Source organism: Paucilactobacillus salsurae (assembly GCF_054784995.1).
Genome location: NZ_BAAHWX010000001.1, coordinates 17,115 through 32,284, shown reverse-complemented (window position 1 = coordinate 32,284; position 15,170 = coordinate 17,115). Strand labels below are relative to the sequence as shown.

The window sequence follows — 15,170 nt, the reverse complement described above, 5'->3', positions numbered from 1 at the left end:
TTTATCATATCTATAAAATGTTGCATGATTTCAAAAAAGAAATGGTCAAAATGTTAGGTTCACATTCATCCCATTTCTTACTTAACTAAATGGCCTAAAATACCATTTACAAATTTTCTAGATTTCTCATCACTAAACGTTTTGGTCAACTCTAGCGCCTCATCAATTGCAACTTTATCAGGCGTATCATCAACAAATTGAATTTCAAAAAAAGCAATTCGCAAAATGATTAAATCAGTCTTAGCCAATCGGTTCAATGACCAACCATCAGCTAAAAATTTCGTAATTTGATCGTCAATTTCAGTCTGATGAGAATCCACGCCTTCAATCAGTGTCGTAAAATATGGCGGCACTGGTGTATCTTCCAACAATTGATTGATCAGATCTTGATCATTGTCTGTGTTAGCGTCCTTTGCAAATAAGTACTGAAATGCCAATTCTCTGATTTGATGTCGATTTAAACTCACTGTTGATCCTCATTCCCATTTTCATCGAAAATATCGTCTGGATCAATTTGTTGTTCCGCTTTTTCAGGAATAATACCCTCAATATGAACATTGACTTCTTTTACTTTTAAATCAGTCATTAGCGAAACTTGTTGTTTAATCCGATCTTGAATTTCAAGGGCAATTTTAGGGACAGAAACACCATAATCTAAATAAATCGCAACATCGATCACTAACTGATCACCATCTTGTGTTAATTTAACACCTCTGCGATGATTGCCTCGGCCCAAAAGTTCGTTAACACTGTTAGCAAGAGATCCTTGCATTTTAACGACGCCTTCAACCTCACTGGCAGCAATTCCAGAAATGCTTTCTAACACACGTGGTGCAATTTTAATTGCGCCTTTTTTTGCATCATCATTTAATGAAATATTTGTTTCTTCAGCCATTGGAAAACCTCCAATTAATTGTTCTATGCTCGTGAAATATATGTTCCATCTGTAGTGTTAATAATCAATTCATCATCAGCATTCACAAAGAATGGCACTTGAATAACTAAACCAGTTTCCATTGTTGCTGGTTTAGAACCACCTGAAGCTGTATCGCCTTTAATTCCTGGCTCAGTTTCAGTAACTTTTAAAGTAACCGTGTTTGGTAGTTCAACACCCAATGTTTCATTACCAAATTGAGTAATATTAACTTCCATATTTTCTTTCAAATATTTTGCTTCTGAACTGATGCTTTCACTTGGTAATTCAAGTTGCTCGTAAGTGTCTGTATCCATGAACACATAATTATCACCATCAGCATACAGATATTGCATCTTGCGTGTTGTGATGTTAGCTTGTTTCATTTTGGCACCTGCACGGAATGTTTTTTCTTGAACGGCACCTGTTCTTAAGTTTTTCAATTTTGAACGGACAAATGCGCCACCTTTACCTGGCTTAACATGTTGGAATTCAATAATTCTCCAAATTGCGTTGTCTACTTCAATGGTTAATCCATTTTTAAAATCTGCTGTCGAAATTGCCATGTGACTTCCTCCTCGATTATATCTTCTTTATTTTGCAATATCTTGCCTTAAATTGCAACATTATTCAGTTTTTGGCCCATAAAAAAAGGTCTCACCATTGCGGCTGAGACCCGATTAACCGTATTAAGCAACGGGATAAACAGAAACCTTACGCTTATCGCGACCTAAACGTTCAAATTTTACGACACCATCTACTTTAGCAAATAGTGTATCATCACCGCCACGGCCAACGTTTTCACCTGGGTTAATGTGTGTACCGCGTTGACGATACAAAATTGAACCTGCCAAAACAGTTGAACCATCAGCAGCCTTAGTTCCTAAACGACGACCAGCTGAATCACGACCGTTAGCAGTTGATCCACCACCTTTATGGTGAGAGAAGAATTGTAAGTCCATAATCATAATAACTTCACCTCCGAAACTAATTAATTTTCATGAATTTCTTGAACTTGAATAAAATCAGCATAATTTTTTTGAATGTCTGTGATTCCGTTTGCAAATGTCTGTAACAACACCTCGGAATCATGATTAACTTGATAGTCACTGACAATTAAACGACCACCATTATCATCATCGGAGTCAATTTGTGGACGTGCCTCGATAACATTGCTAAGACCATTAACTGTTGTAATGGCCAACGCAGACACTGCTGCACAAACAATGTCTTGTCCGTACGGCCCTGAATCGGCATGTCCAGTCAATTCCAAACGATAAATTTGATTATCAGAGTTTTTAAATAATTTTGCCTTAATCATTGCTGTTCACTTTATGCATTAATAGCATCAATCGTTACTTTAGTATATGGTTGACGATGACCTTGTTTAGTATGTTGATGTTTCTTAGGCTTGTATTTGAAAGTAACAACTTTCTTTTCCTTACCTTGTTTTTCAACAGTACCCGTCACAGTTGCGCCGTCAACGGTTGGTGTACCAATCTTAGTTGCATCACCACCAACAAAGACTACTTGATCAAAAGTAACTTTGTCGCCAGCATTAACATCAAGCTTTTCAACATAGATCGCTTGACCCTGTTCAACTTTGTATTGCTTACCACCAGTTTCAATAATTGCGTACATTTGTGCACCTCCTTAAATCTAAGACTCGCCGAAATAAGTGTTCAGTTAAGAACTTTAAACTTATCAACGTGCGGTTGTAGTTGTTCGATTCACAAATACAACGTAAATATCTTACCAGTTTACTAGATGGTTGTCAAACTACCAAGTGCTGTCCATTGGGTCATCATCACCATTGTCTTCCGATACAAAAAAATCTGTAAAGAAAATACCTTGTGTTTTAAACTGTGACAATAGCTTGCCCACACTTTGCGTCATATAATGAGGCGTATAAATCATACCTTCATGTAACCAATGTTTGACGAGGCCCAATTGGGCGGAAACAACAAAAGAAATTTGCAAATTTTCAGGTAATTCAAGATCAACAAATTGATTTCCCAATTTATGTTGAAATTCAGTTAAGTAATCAGTTAACCGATTGTACAATTGTGCTGAAAATAAATCATTTTCTTGATTATTGAGTAATACATCAAATACTTCTGCCTCATCTTCAATGTATTTAAATGCTTGTTTCAAGGAAAAAACTTCAATCGATTGGCCATCAACAGACTGCAACTTTGAATCTTCCACGATCACTGCGTTAAAAAAATCATCCAAAATCTCATCCATTGCACGTTTAATGAAATCTTGTTTATCTTTATAATGTAAATAGAATGTCCCCCGGGTGATATCAGCCGTTTCTGTTATCTTTTGTACACTAATATTTTCTATTTTATAATGGCGCATCAAACGTACCAAAGCTTTTTTTAGGTTTGTTCTAGTTTTAACCACCCGTGGATCCGTTTTACTATTTGCCATTTTTTTCAGCTCCTTGACCACTATTAGTCTAAAGATTAACAATTGTCGGATTTTATAACTAAAGTTGAGTATAATCTATATGTAAGCGCTTAGTCAAGCTAGAAAAAAGACATATTGTGCCGTATTATATAATAAGTAGTAATATATTAGAACTTTCTTCAATAAAAAAAGATGTCAACTAATTGACATCTATAAATAAATATTAAGCTTTTCGATCATCATAGCGTTGTTCAGAAAAATGCTTGCCATTTGCTTGCTGCTTTTTAAGGGAATTAGAGAATAATTGCCCAAATCCTGCAAGTAATAATATAAATACGATCACGATAAATGGAACCATCTATATCCCTCCAATCAAAATTTTAACATCTAAGTTACATTATTATTACTTATGTAACATTTTTCAAGGATCTGCCTTTTAAAATCTTCAATCTTAACTATTCACTAATTTTCTTAATATTTTCTTTATCTTTTTATGCAACGAATTACTGATTTACAATTGACAGTCATAAATTTCTTATTTACAATGGTTAAGGTTTGGAGCGGTAGCTCAGCTGGATAGAGCATTCGCCTTCTAAGCGAACGGTCGTGAGTTCGAACCTCACTCGCTTCATAAAAACGTACACAAAAAGAAAACTCTCAGGCAATTCTGTCTGAGAGTTTTCTTTTTTTAATAATCATTCGCTTGTCGTTGATAATTAACTGCTGATTTTTTTTGATAAGCTTCCATGATATCATCTTCACTAAAACCAAAATCCACCAATCCAATTTTCAAAAATAAGTGCCAGGCGTGTTCGAAGTCCGCTTGACGATGATCAAAGTAGCTACCATAGACCATTTTTTTAATCATCAGATACTGTTTATTTAATTCACTGGATTTTTGATCTTTTAAACGTTTAACAGCATCACGGTCCATGACAATCAGGTGCGTCCATTGTTGTTTAGCACCAATTAACAAGAAAAAATCAAGTGCATCTGCATACTCTTCTAGTAAAGTTTCTTGTTTAGTTTTACCCTCTGTAGACTTGCCACGATGTGTTTTCCACACTTTAAACCATTCTGCTGTATTTGCCACTTCGGCTAATTCAACATCCAATGCCACGTATGCATTAGTCAAACTTTCTTGAGGCTTCATGATAATATTTCTATCCTGACTAATTTGTTGGTCAAGAGTGATACTTGCATGAATTAACTTTGTAAAATCTAACATTTGAACTCCTTATGAGGCAAAAATCAACGGATCTGATTTAACTTCAAGTGCCTGCCGATTATCTAAATACCACGACCTGATAAATTCATATGACATCAAAACATCAAAAAATGAAATTGCTTCACGATTGTCATTAACAGTAAAATACCAGTTAGTTGTAGTATCTCCTTGTTGATCACCCGTCGTTAACGTCAATTGGACATTATCAGCCAGTTGCAACGTAGCACCTAATCCATGTGATACATTCATCAGCATATAACCAGTTTCATTCGTTTTAACAAATAGTTTATCAATGACAACTAGCGGTAATGAGGGATTTTCTAAATAATATTTTTTTTCATTATCCGTATCTAAGATACCAAAGTCCGTGCTAAATCCTAGATCTTGTTTTAAATAATGGAATAATTCGATAATTGGATTAGCAGCATGATCCACCTGATGTTGATCAAATTGATCAGCGAGTTTAATCACAAACAAATTAATTAACGCGGCATTATTAATGCGCACCATTCGCCGTTCCAAGTTCAAATAAAACAACTTTTCACTTGTTTTTTCTTCAACAAAAAACGCACCACCGTTTTCACTCTTTTCAATTTGAAATTTAAATTGCATTTCAACAGGTAGTTCAATCAGCTGTCCCGTAACCTCCCAGGTTTCAGGATCCATTGATAACGTTAAAGACTTATTTTGATGTACAGACAACAATTTATTAATAAAAATTAAATAGAAATCAGCTGCCGAATGTAAATGTGGAAAATTAACATAGCTGTTATTTGGGTGAAGCGTCATAATTTCAGTACAGGCGGATAACAAGTCTTCATAGTCGCTACTATTTGTAATGGTATCAATTAATTCGACATAACGTTTACCTTCAAGTAAACCCGTTTTCACCTGACTTTCGAAATTCAACAAATGCTGTTCAATAGTTGAATCCTCAATTTTTTCAGTCATTAGTTTCCACCTGCTTTTCTTGTGCCAAATAGTTTAAATAATCGGCATATATATTACGATTAGCAGCTTCAAAATTTTCGAACGTTGTAAATGTATCTACGATACTTTTTTGTTCATAACTTAAAATCGTATTCTCTTTTGATAATGTTAAAATCAACTCTTCGTTGCTTTTAATTTGCTTTGAAGCATCTCTGCCACGTTCATCCTGATCTTCTAAAACACTTAGTTGATCAACAATTTCTTGCCGTGCCTCTTTTTGTTTACCCGATTCCCAAGGCATACCAGATTTGCCGGCCGTTTCTTTGAGTTGCGCTTGCAGCTCATCTTTTTGCTGTTGTCTCTGATCTTGGTTATCAATTAAGTTTTGTAACTCGTCGTTTTGTTCTGAAATAGTTTGAATTTGATCACTATTAAATCTTTTGTTGTCATTATTAAGTTCAAAAGATTGCGATAATTTATGATACTCTTCGTCATTAAAGACAAATCTGATATTCAAAACATCCAATTCACCAAATTCGCGACGATCCCACCAATTTCCAAATAGAATTCGAAAATGTCCTTTTGAAAACTCTTCATAATAAAAGAAAGGATAGGTTTGACCCAAATATTTAATTAATTTCGTGCTTAAATAACTGCTTAATTGCTCAGAGAGATCATCAACTAAGTTAATTACGGCAGTTTCGTTTTCATTATTTTCAGTATGTAAAATTTCGGCCGCATACCTCTGATTATCAAGCAACGCAAAAATTTTGCGATCATCATGCGCTTTAACAGCTGCTTGTAATTCAGCCAAGTAATTTACTTTTAACGAAATTTGTTGATTAATCAAATCGGTAGTTTCCGACTGATTACCGTGGTCCATAATACTAGTCATAGCCAATCTCCTATCAATGTTTATTATGGTTATCTTACCGAATTTTAGATTATTATTAAAGGCATAACCCATCAATTGTCACATTTCTTCAAAAAAGATTAATTTATATCAATCATTAATCTTTTGCATTAAAAAAGTCACAACCAAATGTGACTTTTTTTGATACTTTTTTATTAGATTAATATAATTCAAGATATTGATCGCGTTCCCAGTCAGAAACTTGCTGACGATAAGCGTCATATTCCAAATTTTTGGCTTCATAAAAATTCTGGAAAAGATGTGGTCCCATCGCTTTTTTCATGATTGGATCAGCAGCCAAGTCTTTTAAAGCATTGTGTAATGTATCGGGCAGGTTTGTGATGTGATTATCTTCTCTTTCAGAAGCATTCATGCGATAAATGTTACGATCAACACTTTCTTCTGGTTTCATTTCATTTTTAATGCCATCAAGCCCCGCTTCTAGAACTGCTGCAATGGCAAGGTATGGATTTGCAGCAGGATCAACAGAACGCACTTCAAGTCGGGTTGAAACACCACGTGAACTTGGAACACGAATTAATGGTGATCTATTGGAACCTGACCAAGCAACATAAACTGGTGCTTCAAACCCAGGCACTAATCGCTTATATGAATTAACAATCGGATTGCAAATAGCGGTATAGCTACGAGCGTGTTTCAAAAGGCCACCAAGAAAATGATAAGCCGTATCAGAAAGTTGCAATTCTCCTTTTTCGTCAAAGAAAGTATTACCTTTCTTATCAAATAAAGACATGTTGAGATGCATTCCTGAACCATTGATATTAGCTAATGGTTTAGGCATGAACGTAGCATGAAGTCCATATTTACGGGCAACCGTTCTAACAACTAATTTAAATGTCTGAATGTTGTCGGCGGCTTCCAAAGCATTGGCATACTTGAAATCAATTTCATGCTGACCAGGTGCGACCTCATGATGAGCAGCTTCAATTTCAAAGCCCATATTTTCTAATTCAAGGACGATATCTCGACGACAATTTTCGCCAAGATCCATTGGAGCCATATCAAAATAGCTACCTTGATCATTTAATTTTGTAGTTGGTTTGCCATGTTCGTCTATTTTAAATAAGAAAAATTCAGGTTCTGGTCCAATATTAAAATCAGTGAAACCTGCTTTTTTCATATCATCCAACACACGAATCAAATTATTTCTTGGATCACCCTCAAATGGATCACGATCAGAAGTAAAGACATTGCAAATGACGCGCGCAACTTTACCATGTTCTGCACCCCAAGGAAAAACCATCCAAGTTGACATGTCTGGATACAAATACATATCACTTTCTTCAATACGAACAAATCCATCAATTGAAGAACCATCAAACATCACTTTATCATCCAATAGTTTGTCTAACTGACTAATGGGTAATTCAACATTTTTAATGGTGCCAAACAAGTCAGTAAACATTAATCTTAGAAAACGAACATTTTCTTCTTTAATAAGTTTTCTGACTTCATCTTTTGTAAATTCATGCCTTGCCATAATAAGTACCTCTCCTCTTAATCAACATTAGAAACCAATTTTTAAAATCTATTTTGTATTCCAGAGCGTGATTGTTTGCCTGGATTCTGCAAACCACCAACTTGAAGAAATTCATCATGAAGAATTGCTCGAACATCCGCATCGGTTAGTGATTGCTTTGCTTGATCTTCTTTACGTTGTTTTTCGATTGCTTGTTGTTCATAGACTGCTTTAATCCCTGCAATGTTTAATCCATCGCTGATGTAGTCTTTGATTTCAAGCAGTCGATCAATATCGTTGAGAGAATATAATCGACGATTGCCATCACTACGTTTGGGAGTAATCAAGTCTTGTGACTCATAATAGCGAATCTGCCTTGCCGAAAGGTTCGTTAACTTCATAACTGTACCAATTGGCAAAACAGCGAGTGAACGTCTAAGCTCTTTTTCATTCATAATGACCCTCCTCTCTTAATACAGTGGCAAGAATACCAATTGAATCAAAAAAAGTCAAGGTTCTATGTCACATTTTATGACATAGAACCTTGAATCAGTAAAATTCATTATATTCTTAACCAGTCAGCACAGAATTCTATGATTTCTTTAGTGGTACTTTTTTGAGAAACCAAATCAAACCAATGGACATCCATTTTATTATTAAACCACGTTAATTGTCGCTTGGCATAATGCCTAGAATCTTTTTTGATTGTTTCAATAGCAACGTCTCTGGTTACGATACCATCAAAATAATCAAACAGTTCATGATAACCAATTCCTTTTCCGGCTGGTAATATTCGTCCGTTTTGTTCATACAAGTGCCGAGCCTCTTCTTCTAATCCATCAGCCATCATTACATCTACTCTTTGGTTAATTCTTTGATATAGTGTTTTGCGGTCTGTTGTTAATCCAATCAGCAAAACGTCCAAATCAGATTGCTGCACTGTTTGCGTTGAAAAACGTTGTCCAGTCAACTCAAAAACTTCCAGCGCACGAATAACACGCACACTATTATGTTGATCAATTTTTTTTGCGCTGTCGGGATCAACTTTATTTAATTGTTCCCAAAGGGCTTCTTTACCGTTTGTTTCACCGTATTTTGTTAGCTCTTGCCTGATTTTTTTAGAATCAGCCGTATAGTGATCCGCCCCAAAAGATAATTTTTCAACCAAAGATTGTAAATAAAATCCAGTACCCCCAACTACCAATGGTAATTTACCCTTATTCTCAATTTCATCAATGGCCAAGCGTGCCTGTTGCTCAAAGTCAGCAACACTAAACCGTTCATTAATATCTAGAATATCAATTAAATGATGTCGGATACCGTCCATTTCTGCAGGTGTAATTTTAGCTGTGCCAATATCTAACTCTTTGTAGACCTGCATTGAATCTCCAGAAATAATTTCTGCATTTAATTGACGCGCCATTTCAATAGACAAGGCTGTTTTACCAACTGCAGTTGGTCCAACAATTGAGATTATTTTTTTCATTTTTTGCTCCTATTTATGGTTATTACTGGTAAAACAGACTACAATTTTGCATAATAGAGATAAACATTCTGGGAGGAACAGATTATGAAACAATTTACAAAAGGTATTTTAGTTGGCACCGCTGCAACACTTGGTGCATTAATTGGTGGTGCAGTTTCATTTCACAAAACGGTTGTTAAACCAATCGAAGACGAAGAAATCAAGTTTGATGAAAATCGCAAGGCGGCCATTCGAAAGGGTCGTTCTACCCATAGCAAATAAATATTATCAGATAAAGTAAAGAAACTGGGCAAGCGCCACAGTTTCTTTTATTTTTTTCTATTTTAACCACTATCAGTTTTCCTAGCAGTTGTCACATCACATTTTTAATATTTTTTACTTTTGGTTTTACCCTGCCATTGGGCATATCCGCCCTTTAAGATTGACAAGTCTTGATATCCCTTTTTTCCAAGGGTGGCAGCACAACGCGTACTTAAAACCATTCCTTGATCATACAAGTACACTGGTAAATCTTTACGAATTTCCGCATACCGTTGACTCATCATGGAATAAGGAACACTGCGCGCTCCCAAAATATGACCCTTATCAAAATCATTTTTTTCACGTAAATCAATAACTTGTGCTTTATGCATCCCTTGTTCAAATTGTTCTTGTTCAATGACTTTGGCATACCGTTTTCTTGTGATTGTTTGGTACAACCTCATAATTAACCAGCCAACAAAGATGAGAATGACAATAATGTCAAAAATTAAAAAACCAGAACTTACCGCTATTACCAAATTGGTTCCCTCCAAAAAAAAATTTACTTAAAGTCCATTGCTAAAGATGCCGCACCGATAACACCAGCATCGTTACCTAATTTCGCTAATTCTATTTTAGTTGATTTCTTAACCGTTGCAAATGCAAATTCTTCAAAATTTTCTCGAACTCGATCAAGTAAAAAATCACCAGCAGCAGAAACACCGCCACCAATCACGACGTATTCTGGATTTAATACATCACTCATATTTGCACTGGCAAGTCCCAGATAATAGGCAACTTTATCAACAACCCGATTAGCCAGATAATCATCTTTTTTTTGCGCTAAATCAAAAACAATTTTAGATGTAATTTCATCACCGTTATCAATCATGGCCTTTAACTGACTGTCGCCCACGTACTCTTCTGCTAGATCTTGAGCGATATGCACGACACCAGTTGCTGACGCGTACTGCTCAAGACAACCACGGTTACCACATGTACATAGATAGCCATTTGGTTCGACATTAATGTGGCCAACTTCGCCAGCTGCTCCAGCGACACCGTGAATTAAGTGACCGTTTGCAATTAGGCCACCACCGACTCCGGTACCTAAGGTAATAAAAGCAACATCATCACTATTATTGCCAGCACCTTTCCAGCGTTCACCTAATGCAGCCACATTGGCATCATTATCCAGCGCAAATGGTAAACCGGTTCCCGTTTCAATCAAATGTTTAACAGGCTGCTCAGTTTTCCAATTTAGATTGAATGCGCCCCAAACTGTACCATTTTTAACATCAACTGTCCCCGGAGTGCCCATACCAATTCCAATAAACTGCTCGCGTTTCATTTGATACAAATCAATATGATGGTTAATTGAATCTACGATGTCAGGGACAATATGTTGCCCTTCGTTTAGAATATTCGTTTTTAGCGACCATTTCTGTTGGATTTCACCACTATCAGTTAAAATAGCAAACTTGATTGTGGTTCCACCCAAGTCAACGCCGATTAATTTACGATTCATTAGTTTTACCTCCTGCTAGATGATTTTGACTGGCATGCTGGTCTTCTACATGGTGTTCATGTCGCAAAACCAATTTTGCTCGAGTATAAAGGTCTTGTTCAACAACCCCAGCTTTAAAGAGATTATCAAGTTCTAACGCCATCAGTTCAATATCATAAACTCGTTTACCAACGTAAACATATACACCAAACTGTTTCAATAACTGTTGAACATCATATAAGGTTTTCATTTCCATTTGTTTCATTTATAGTGTCATCCCCATATGGTAAAAAAAAATCATTGCTACAAGCAATATAATGCCACTCAAAATTCGCTTAATCAAGTCAATTTTGCCAAGTCTAGGAACTCCTACCAGATATGCAAGTAAAAAGCCACCAAGCAATCCACCAATATGGCCGTAAATGTCAATTCCTGGTGAAAAGAGGTCAAAAACAAGATTTAACACAACAAATAGTAAAAATTGGCGACTTAATAATCTGATGTAAGCATTGTTTCGATATGATTCACCCAGCATCAAAAAAGCACCAAACAGGCCAAAAATTGCAGTGCTAGCTCCGGCTGATAATGTATTGGGTAAAAAAACAAAGCTGGCAATATTACCTGTAATTCCACTGAGAAAATAAATCAGTAAAAAGCGCCAATGACCAAATATCATTTCAATTTGTGTCCCAATATAATAGATCGTGATTGAGTTAACAACAATGTGCATCAACCCAATGTGCAAGAACACGGGAGTAATTAATCGCCACCACTGTCCTTGCTGAATTAGAGGTGTCATTCTTGCCCCAAACTCAACCAGTACATTTGTATTGGTTGAACCACCGGCGATCGTCATTAAAATAAAGACAATCACTTGAATGCCAATGATAATTTCTGTCATGAAGGGTTGACGTTTTAACGTTTGTAAATTCATCGATACACCTCTTCTCGAGTAACAACGATATCTAATAAAATATCATGAGGCTCCACGGGCCACGTTGCAGTTAGCTGAAACATTTCGTTCAATGCTAAAGTCAATTTGATTCCCTTAAAATTCACGAGGTATCGATCGTAATATCCTCCGCCAAATCCTAACCGTTGCTTTTGTGACGTAAAACAGACTCCTGGAACAATCATCAAGTCAATATCATCTTTATTCACTGCAATGCCATCAATTGGCTCATTAACACCAAATTTACTCTTCTTAAAATGTAATTTTTTGTTAAACTCAAAAAATTGCATTTGTCTGTGCGGCAAAGTTCTCGGGACACAAACCCGTTTATTTTGTTGAAGGGCCAACCTAATAATGGGAGAAGTATTAATTTCAAAAGACTGACTTAATGTAATGCCCACCATTTGACTCTTTTGCCACTCTGGTAATCGACCTAATTGCCTCATTAATTGTTGTTCTTCTATTTTTTTTTGTGAAAATGTCAAATTCTGAAGTTCATTTAAAATTCTGTTTCTTTCTGATACTTTGTTTGCCGTCATGGTTCACCTCATTGGTTCAATTAATAATATAAAAAAAGACTGGCCAAAACAAAGTTTTGCTACCAGTCTAATAGTTTAATACTGTTTTCTTGAAACGTACAATAATTTCAACAATTAAAATTATTTTGTTTCGCGATGCAATGTAACTTTCCGTTCACGTGGGCAATATTTCTTAAACTCAACGCGATCAGGATTGTTACGGCGGTTTTTACTTGATAAGTAATTCCGTTCATGGCATTCAGTACATTCTAATGTAATGTGTACACGCATGGATGAACCCTCCAGACTTTTCTAATAATTGGGGTGAACCCTAACTCGTACAACTATATCATTGATTGACAAATTTGACTAGTGTTTTGAAACAACTTTGTTAAGTAATTTTGCTTGACGCATTATTTATAATTTTGATCTGACTGGACAGTCTTCCAATAAGCATTATAAATTTGAGTCGCCATTGTCATGTTGACTCCTGACGAATTTGTTCCTAAGCCAGGTATAGCAAGTGCAATTGCAACTTGTGGATCATTGTATGGTGCATAAGTTACCAAACTCAATGTCTCTGTCGATGCTCCACTAGGCGCAAATGTTTCTGCGGTTCCAGACTTGGCAGCAACGGCGGGGCTAATACTTTCAAGTTTCTCCCCCGTTTTGTATGCGCTGCTACCATGGACCACCATATACATCCCATTTTTTACAACATCCCAGTCAGCTTTTGTTGCATTAATAGAATTTAGGATCGTGGGCTGGGTAGTCGACTCAACCTTGCCCAATGAGCCATTTTTAGTTGTTCCGCGAATCTGCTTCACAACATACGGTTTCATACGATAACCACCATTAGCAATGGTAGAAATGTATTGTGCTAATTGAATAACCGTATAACTATCGTAGTTTCCGTAAGATAAATCCAAAGCTTTTCCAATCTCAGATTGGTTAGCAGGTCCAGTGTAACCATTTGTTTCCCCAGGTAAATCAATTCCCGTTTTTACACCTAAACCAAATTGATTAAAATAGCCACGCAATTTGGAAAAAATACTGGTTGGCATGTTAAGCCCAGCACCAGGTGTATATTTAGTACCAGCTTCTTTCATCGCTAATTGCATCATATAAGAGTTCGAAGACACTTCTAGTGCTTCTGAAGCTGAAATTGGTACTGATCCATTCCGATTCCACCAAGAACTCTTACTTTTCGTACCTAAAACCTTAATTGGCATATCATTCATCGTATTGTTTGTTGGTGTAATAGCACCGTCCATCAATCCACCCATCACTGTTGCACCTTTCACAGCAGATCCCATAACAATTGGATGATTAATTGCACCAATTTGATCATCGGTAATTTTACCTGTATTAATATCTCGATCAACGCCACCCATAGCATAAATTGCACCCGTGTTAGGGTTCATAACCACTGCATATGCGCCAGTTGACGAACCAATACTTCCGGAACTGTAGACAGTTTTCACAATTTTTTGGACTTGATTTTGAAAATCTGAATTAATTGTTAAAACTAAATTATCGCCCTTCTTGCCGGAGTACTCCTCAATTGACTTTGTTAACTTGTTAGAGCCACTGCCTTGTGTTGACACTTTTGTTTGTGATTTAGATCCTGCCAAAGTTGATTGATATTGTTTTTCCAAATAACTTTGACCAACACTGTCATTTCGAGAATATCCTTGTGACAACAACATATTAACTTCATCACTTGGTAAACCTGTTTTCTGATTGGAAACAGTTCCAGTTAAGGACTGTACAGACTTGCCTTGGGGATAATTTCTCGACCAACTTGTACCAACTTTAACACCAGGCATTTCATTTAAGTGCTCGCCAACCTGCGCGATTTCACGATTTGTAACTCCTGACTCCTTGATATAAGTTGTTGATAACGCATAGGCACCACTCATTTGAGCATAGATCATCGCTTTGTTTTTTTCTAACGCTGTCAAGTGAAATGAGTTTGGATGTGCACTCAAATAGTCTAAAGCTTTATTGTATTTTTCATTATCTGATAATGAACCTGAATTAGAAACATGACGCAATATTTGTTTTAAATGTTTGCTGTTAGCCAAATAGTAATCTTGTCGATTGCGTTTAGTCAATTTGGTGGTTGAAACTGTCACATAACTGCCCAACCTATTTGCAGTCTTGAGAATGTCCGTCGATAATACATTTTCCCCTTTTGTGTAAGAAATGGATTGATGTGCTTGGTTACCAACTAATACTTTTCCGGTTGAATCATAAATCATTCCACGCTGCACATTGTTCGTTTCAACAGTTGAGTCCGTTCGATTAACTTCAGCTTTATAACTTGTTCCATTTAAAACTTGTAGATAAAACAACCTTACTGCTAAAACTAACAACAAAAGTGACACTGTCCATAGCAAAAAGTTCAATCTAAACGGAATTTCAGATTGATTATTCTTTTTCTTCTTGCTATTTGTTTTAAAGATACTTTTAATTCGGGATGAAAATTTCAATGCTAACTTGCTCCTTAGATGTAATGAATCCATTTTAACAGACAATTTTGTCTATTTACTAGTTTATATCTTATGCTATTCTATACGAAGTAG

22 protein-coding genes, 1 tRNA gene and 1 other annotated feature are annotated in these 15,170 nt (G+C 36.1%); of the genes, 2 read left to right on the top strand and 21 right to left on the bottom strand.

From position 1 onward, the window contains the following. Nucleotides 1-77 precede the first annotated feature (77 nt). From nusB to ACYVQZ_RS00160, 8 genes are all read right to left on the bottom strand, one after another. Nucleotides 78-467, bottom strand: a complete 390-nt coding sequence (gene nusB / locus ACYVQZ_RS00195; protein ID WP_461239384.1) for a transcription antitermination factor NusB — start codon at nucleotides 465-467, stop codon at nucleotides 78-80. Further along, a complete protein-coding gene (locus ACYVQZ_RS00190; RefSeq protein ID WP_461239383.1) occupies nucleotides 464-895 on the bottom strand; it encodes an Asp23/Gls24 family envelope stress response protein in 432 nt (143 codons plus the stop codon). The genes nusB and ACYVQZ_RS00190 overlap by 4 nt, the downstream gene beginning before the upstream one ends. Before the next feature lie 23 nt (nucleotides 896-918). Then, nucleotides 919-1,479, bottom strand: coding sequence for an elongation factor P (efp, locus tag ACYVQZ_RS00185; RefSeq protein ID WP_461239382.1), 561 nt, complete (start codon nucleotides 1,477-1,479; stop codon nucleotides 919-921). Between the two features lie 123 nt (nucleotides 1,480-1,602). Further along, entirely contained in the window at nucleotides 1,603-1,881 is a 279-nt protein-coding gene (gene rpmA, locus ACYVQZ_RS00180; RefSeq protein ID WP_461239381.1) for a 50S ribosomal protein L27, read from the bottom strand. A 23-nt stretch (nucleotides 1,882-1,904) separates the two neighbouring features. After that, complete coding sequence (locus tag ACYVQZ_RS00175; RefSeq protein ID WP_461239380.1) at nucleotides 1,905-2,234, bottom strand: ribosomal-processing cysteine protease Prp; 330 nt, start codon at nucleotides 2,232-2,234, stop codon at nucleotides 1,905-1,907. An 11-nt stretch (nucleotides 2,235-2,245) separates the two neighbouring features. Then, a complete protein-coding gene (rplU, locus tag ACYVQZ_RS00170; protein WP_461239379.1) occupies nucleotides 2,246-2,554 on the bottom strand; it encodes a 50S ribosomal protein L21 in 309 nt (102 codons plus the stop codon). Nucleotides 2,555-2,565: 11 nt separating this feature from the next. Continuing rightward, nucleotides 2,566-2,640, bottom strand: a sequence feature (ribosomal protein L21 leader region). A gap of 52 nt (nucleotides 2,641-2,692) precedes the next feature. Continuing rightward, on the bottom strand, nucleotides 2,693-3,349 hold the full coding sequence (locus ACYVQZ_RS00165) for a TetR/AcrR family transcriptional regulator (protein ID WP_461239378.1): 657 nt from the start codon (nucleotides 3,347-3,349) through the stop codon (nucleotides 2,693-2,695). 202 nt (nucleotides 3,350-3,551) lie between these two features. After that, the gene (locus tag ACYVQZ_RS00160; protein WP_461239377.1) at nucleotides 3,552-3,686 is read right to left on the bottom strand and encodes a hypothetical protein; all 135 of its coding nucleotides are present in this window, start codon (nucleotides 3,684-3,686) and stop codon (nucleotides 3,552-3,554) included. 199 nt (nucleotides 3,687-3,885) lie between these two features. On the opposite strand from ACYVQZ_RS00160, the gene ACYVQZ_RS00155 reads away from it, so the two are divergent. Then, nucleotides 3,886-3,959 (top strand) — tRNA-Arg (locus ACYVQZ_RS00155). Nucleotides 3,960-4,016: 57 nt separating this feature from the next. Here the strand turns inward: ACYVQZ_RS00155 and ACYVQZ_RS00150 are convergent. From ACYVQZ_RS00150 to miaA, 6 genes are all read right to left on the bottom strand, one after another. After that, nucleotides 4,017-4,556, bottom strand: a complete 540-nt coding sequence (locus tag ACYVQZ_RS00150; protein WP_461239376.1) for a dUTP diphosphatase — start codon at nucleotides 4,554-4,556, stop codon at nucleotides 4,017-4,019. Between the two features lie 9 nt (nucleotides 4,557-4,565). Beyond that, nucleotides 4,566-5,507, bottom strand: a complete 942-nt coding sequence (locus tag ACYVQZ_RS00145; protein ID WP_461239375.1) for a hypothetical protein — start codon at nucleotides 5,505-5,507, stop codon at nucleotides 4,566-4,568. After that, nucleotides 5,500-6,381, bottom strand: coding sequence for an exonuclease SbcC (locus tag ACYVQZ_RS00140; RefSeq protein WP_461239374.1), 882 nt, complete (start codon nucleotides 6,379-6,381; stop codon nucleotides 5,500-5,502). The genes ACYVQZ_RS00145 and ACYVQZ_RS00140 overlap by 8 nt, the downstream gene beginning before the upstream one ends. Before the next feature lie 178 nt (nucleotides 6,382-6,559). Then, nucleotides 6,560-7,900, bottom strand: coding sequence for a type I glutamate--ammonia ligase (gene glnA / locus ACYVQZ_RS00135; RefSeq protein WP_461239373.1), 1,341 nt, complete (start codon nucleotides 7,898-7,900; stop codon nucleotides 6,560-6,562). 41 nt (nucleotides 7,901-7,941) lie between these two features. After that, entirely contained in the window at nucleotides 7,942-8,334 is a 393-nt protein-coding gene (locus tag ACYVQZ_RS00130; RefSeq protein WP_461239372.1) for a MerR family transcriptional regulator, read from the bottom strand. 107 nt (nucleotides 8,335-8,441) lie between these two features. Beyond that, nucleotides 8,442-9,365, bottom strand: coding sequence for a tRNA (adenosine(37)-N6)-dimethylallyltransferase MiaA (miaA, locus tag ACYVQZ_RS00125; RefSeq protein ID WP_461239371.1), 924 nt, complete (start codon nucleotides 9,363-9,365; stop codon nucleotides 8,442-8,444). An 84-nt stretch (nucleotides 9,366-9,449) separates the two neighbouring features. Here miaA and ACYVQZ_RS00120 point away from each other — a divergent pair, with 84 nt between their 5' ends. Next, the gene (locus tag ACYVQZ_RS00120) at nucleotides 9,450-9,626 is read left to right on the top strand and encodes a DUF3042 family protein (RefSeq protein ID WP_461239370.1); all 177 of its coding nucleotides are present in this window, start codon (nucleotides 9,450-9,452) and stop codon (nucleotides 9,624-9,626) included. A 104-nt stretch (nucleotides 9,627-9,730) separates the two neighbouring features. Here ACYVQZ_RS00120 and ACYVQZ_RS00115 read toward each other — a convergent pair whose 3' ends face one another. The 7 genes from ACYVQZ_RS00115 to ACYVQZ_RS00085 all read right to left on the bottom strand — a co-directional run bounded on the left by ACYVQZ_RS00115 (nucleotide 9,731) and on the right by ACYVQZ_RS00085 (nucleotide 15,077). After that, the gene (locus ACYVQZ_RS00115; RefSeq protein ID WP_461239369.1) at nucleotides 9,731-10,144 is read right to left on the bottom strand and encodes a rhodanese-like domain-containing protein; all 414 of its coding nucleotides are present in this window, start codon (nucleotides 10,142-10,144) and stop codon (nucleotides 9,731-9,733) included. Between the two features lie 23 nt (nucleotides 10,145-10,167). Then, nucleotides 10,168-11,133 carry an ROK family glucokinase gene (locus tag ACYVQZ_RS00110; protein WP_461239368.1) on the bottom strand — a complete coding sequence of 322 codons (966 nt, stop codon included), beginning with the start codon at nucleotides 11,131-11,133 and terminating at the stop codon, nucleotides 10,168-10,170. Next, entirely contained in the window at nucleotides 11,123-11,362 is a 240-nt protein-coding gene (locus ACYVQZ_RS00105; protein WP_461239711.1) for a YqgQ family protein, read from the bottom strand. Before ACYVQZ_RS00105 ends, ACYVQZ_RS00110 begins: the two co-directional genes overlap by 11 nt. A gap of 15 nt (nucleotides 11,363-11,377) precedes the next feature. After that, entirely contained in the window at nucleotides 11,378-12,046 is a 669-nt protein-coding gene (locus ACYVQZ_RS00100) for a rhomboid family intramembrane serine protease (protein WP_461239367.1), read from the bottom strand. Then, nucleotides 12,043-12,603, bottom strand: coding sequence for a 5-formyltetrahydrofolate cyclo-ligase (locus ACYVQZ_RS00095; RefSeq protein WP_461239366.1), 561 nt, complete (start codon nucleotides 12,601-12,603; stop codon nucleotides 12,043-12,045). The genes ACYVQZ_RS00100 and ACYVQZ_RS00095 overlap by 4 nt, the downstream gene beginning before the upstream one ends. 120 nt (nucleotides 12,604-12,723) lie before the next feature. Then, nucleotides 12,724-12,873, bottom strand: a complete 150-nt coding sequence (rpmG, locus tag ACYVQZ_RS00090) for a 50S ribosomal protein L33 (protein WP_081721478.1) — start codon at nucleotides 12,871-12,873, stop codon at nucleotides 12,724-12,726. 122 nt (nucleotides 12,874-12,995) lie between these two features. Further along, the gene (locus tag ACYVQZ_RS00085) at nucleotides 12,996-15,077 is read right to left on the bottom strand and encodes a peptidoglycan D,D-transpeptidase FtsI family protein (protein ID WP_461239365.1); all 2,082 of its coding nucleotides are present in this window, start codon (nucleotides 15,075-15,077) and stop codon (nucleotides 12,996-12,998) included. Between the last annotated feature and the right edge of the window lie 93 nt (nucleotides 15,078-15,170).

Excerpts from the sequence above, each read along its gene's own strand:
- ACYVQZ_RS00190 (WP_461239383.1), bottom strand. The coding sequence starts at position 895 with ATGGCTGAAGAAACAAATATTTCATTAAATGATGATGCAAAAAAAGGC.
- efp (WP_461239382.1), bottom strand. The coding sequence starts at position 1,479 with ATGGCAATTTCGACAGCAGATTTTAAAAATGGATTAACCATTGAAGTA.
- rpmA (WP_461239381.1), bottom strand. The coding sequence starts at position 1,881 with ATGATTATGGACTTACAATTCTTCTCTCACCATAAAGGTGGTGGATCA.
- ACYVQZ_RS00175 (WP_461239380.1), bottom strand. The coding sequence starts at position 2,234 with ATGATTAAGGCAAAATTATTTAAAAACTCTGATAATCAAATTTATCGT.
- rplU (WP_461239379.1), bottom strand. The coding sequence starts at position 2,554 with ATGTACGCAATTATTGAAACTGGTGGTAAGCAATACAAAGTTGAACAG.
- ACYVQZ_RS00165 (WP_461239378.1), bottom strand. The coding sequence starts at position 3,349 with ATGGCAAATAGTAAAACGGATCCACGGGTGGTTAAAACTAGAACAAAC.
- ACYVQZ_RS00160 (WP_461239377.1), bottom strand. The coding sequence starts at position 3,686 with ATGGTTCCATTTATCGTGATCGTATTTATATTATTACTTGCAGGATTT.
- ACYVQZ_RS00150 (WP_461239376.1), bottom strand. The coding sequence starts at position 4,556 with ATGTTAGATTTTACAAAGTTAATTCATGCAAGTATCACTCTTGACCAA.
- ACYVQZ_RS00145 (WP_461239375.1), bottom strand. The coding sequence starts at position 5,507 with ATGACTGAAAAAATTGAGGATTCAACTATTGAACAGCATTTGTTGAAT.
- ACYVQZ_RS00140 (WP_461239374.1), bottom strand. The coding sequence starts at position 6,381 with ATGACTAGTATTATGGACCACGGTAATCAGTCGGAAACTACCGATTTG.
- glnA (WP_461239373.1), bottom strand. The coding sequence starts at position 7,900 with ATGGCAAGGCATGAATTTACAAAAGATGAAGTCAGAAAACTTATTAAA.
- ACYVQZ_RS00130 (WP_461239372.1), bottom strand. The coding sequence starts at position 8,334 with ATGAATGAAAAAGAGCTTAGACGTTCACTCGCTGTTTTGCCAATTGGT.
- miaA (WP_461239371.1), bottom strand. The coding sequence starts at position 9,365 with ATGAAAAAAATAATCTCAATTGTTGGACCAACTGCAGTTGGTAAAACA.
- ACYVQZ_RS00120 (WP_461239370.1), top strand. The coding sequence starts at position 9,450 with ATGAAACAATTTACAAAAGGTATTTTAGTTGGCACCGCTGCAACACTT.
- ACYVQZ_RS00110 (WP_461239368.1), bottom strand. The coding sequence starts at position 11,133 with ATGAATCGTAAATTAATCGGCGTTGACTTGGGTGGAACCACAATCAAG.
- ACYVQZ_RS00105 (WP_461239711.1), bottom strand. The coding sequence starts at position 11,362 with ATGAAAACCTTATATGATGTTCAACAGTTATTGAAACAGTTTGGTGTA.
- ACYVQZ_RS00100 (WP_461239367.1), bottom strand. The coding sequence starts at position 12,046 with ATGAATTTACAAACGTTAAAACGTCAACCCTTCATGACAGAAATTATC.
- ACYVQZ_RS00095 (WP_461239366.1), bottom strand. The coding sequence starts at position 12,603 with ATGACGGCAAACAAAGTATCAGAAAGAAACAGAATTTTAAATGAACTT.
- rpmG (WP_081721478.1), bottom strand. The coding sequence starts at position 12,873 with ATGCGTGTACACATTACATTAGAATGTACTGAATGCCATGAACGGAAT.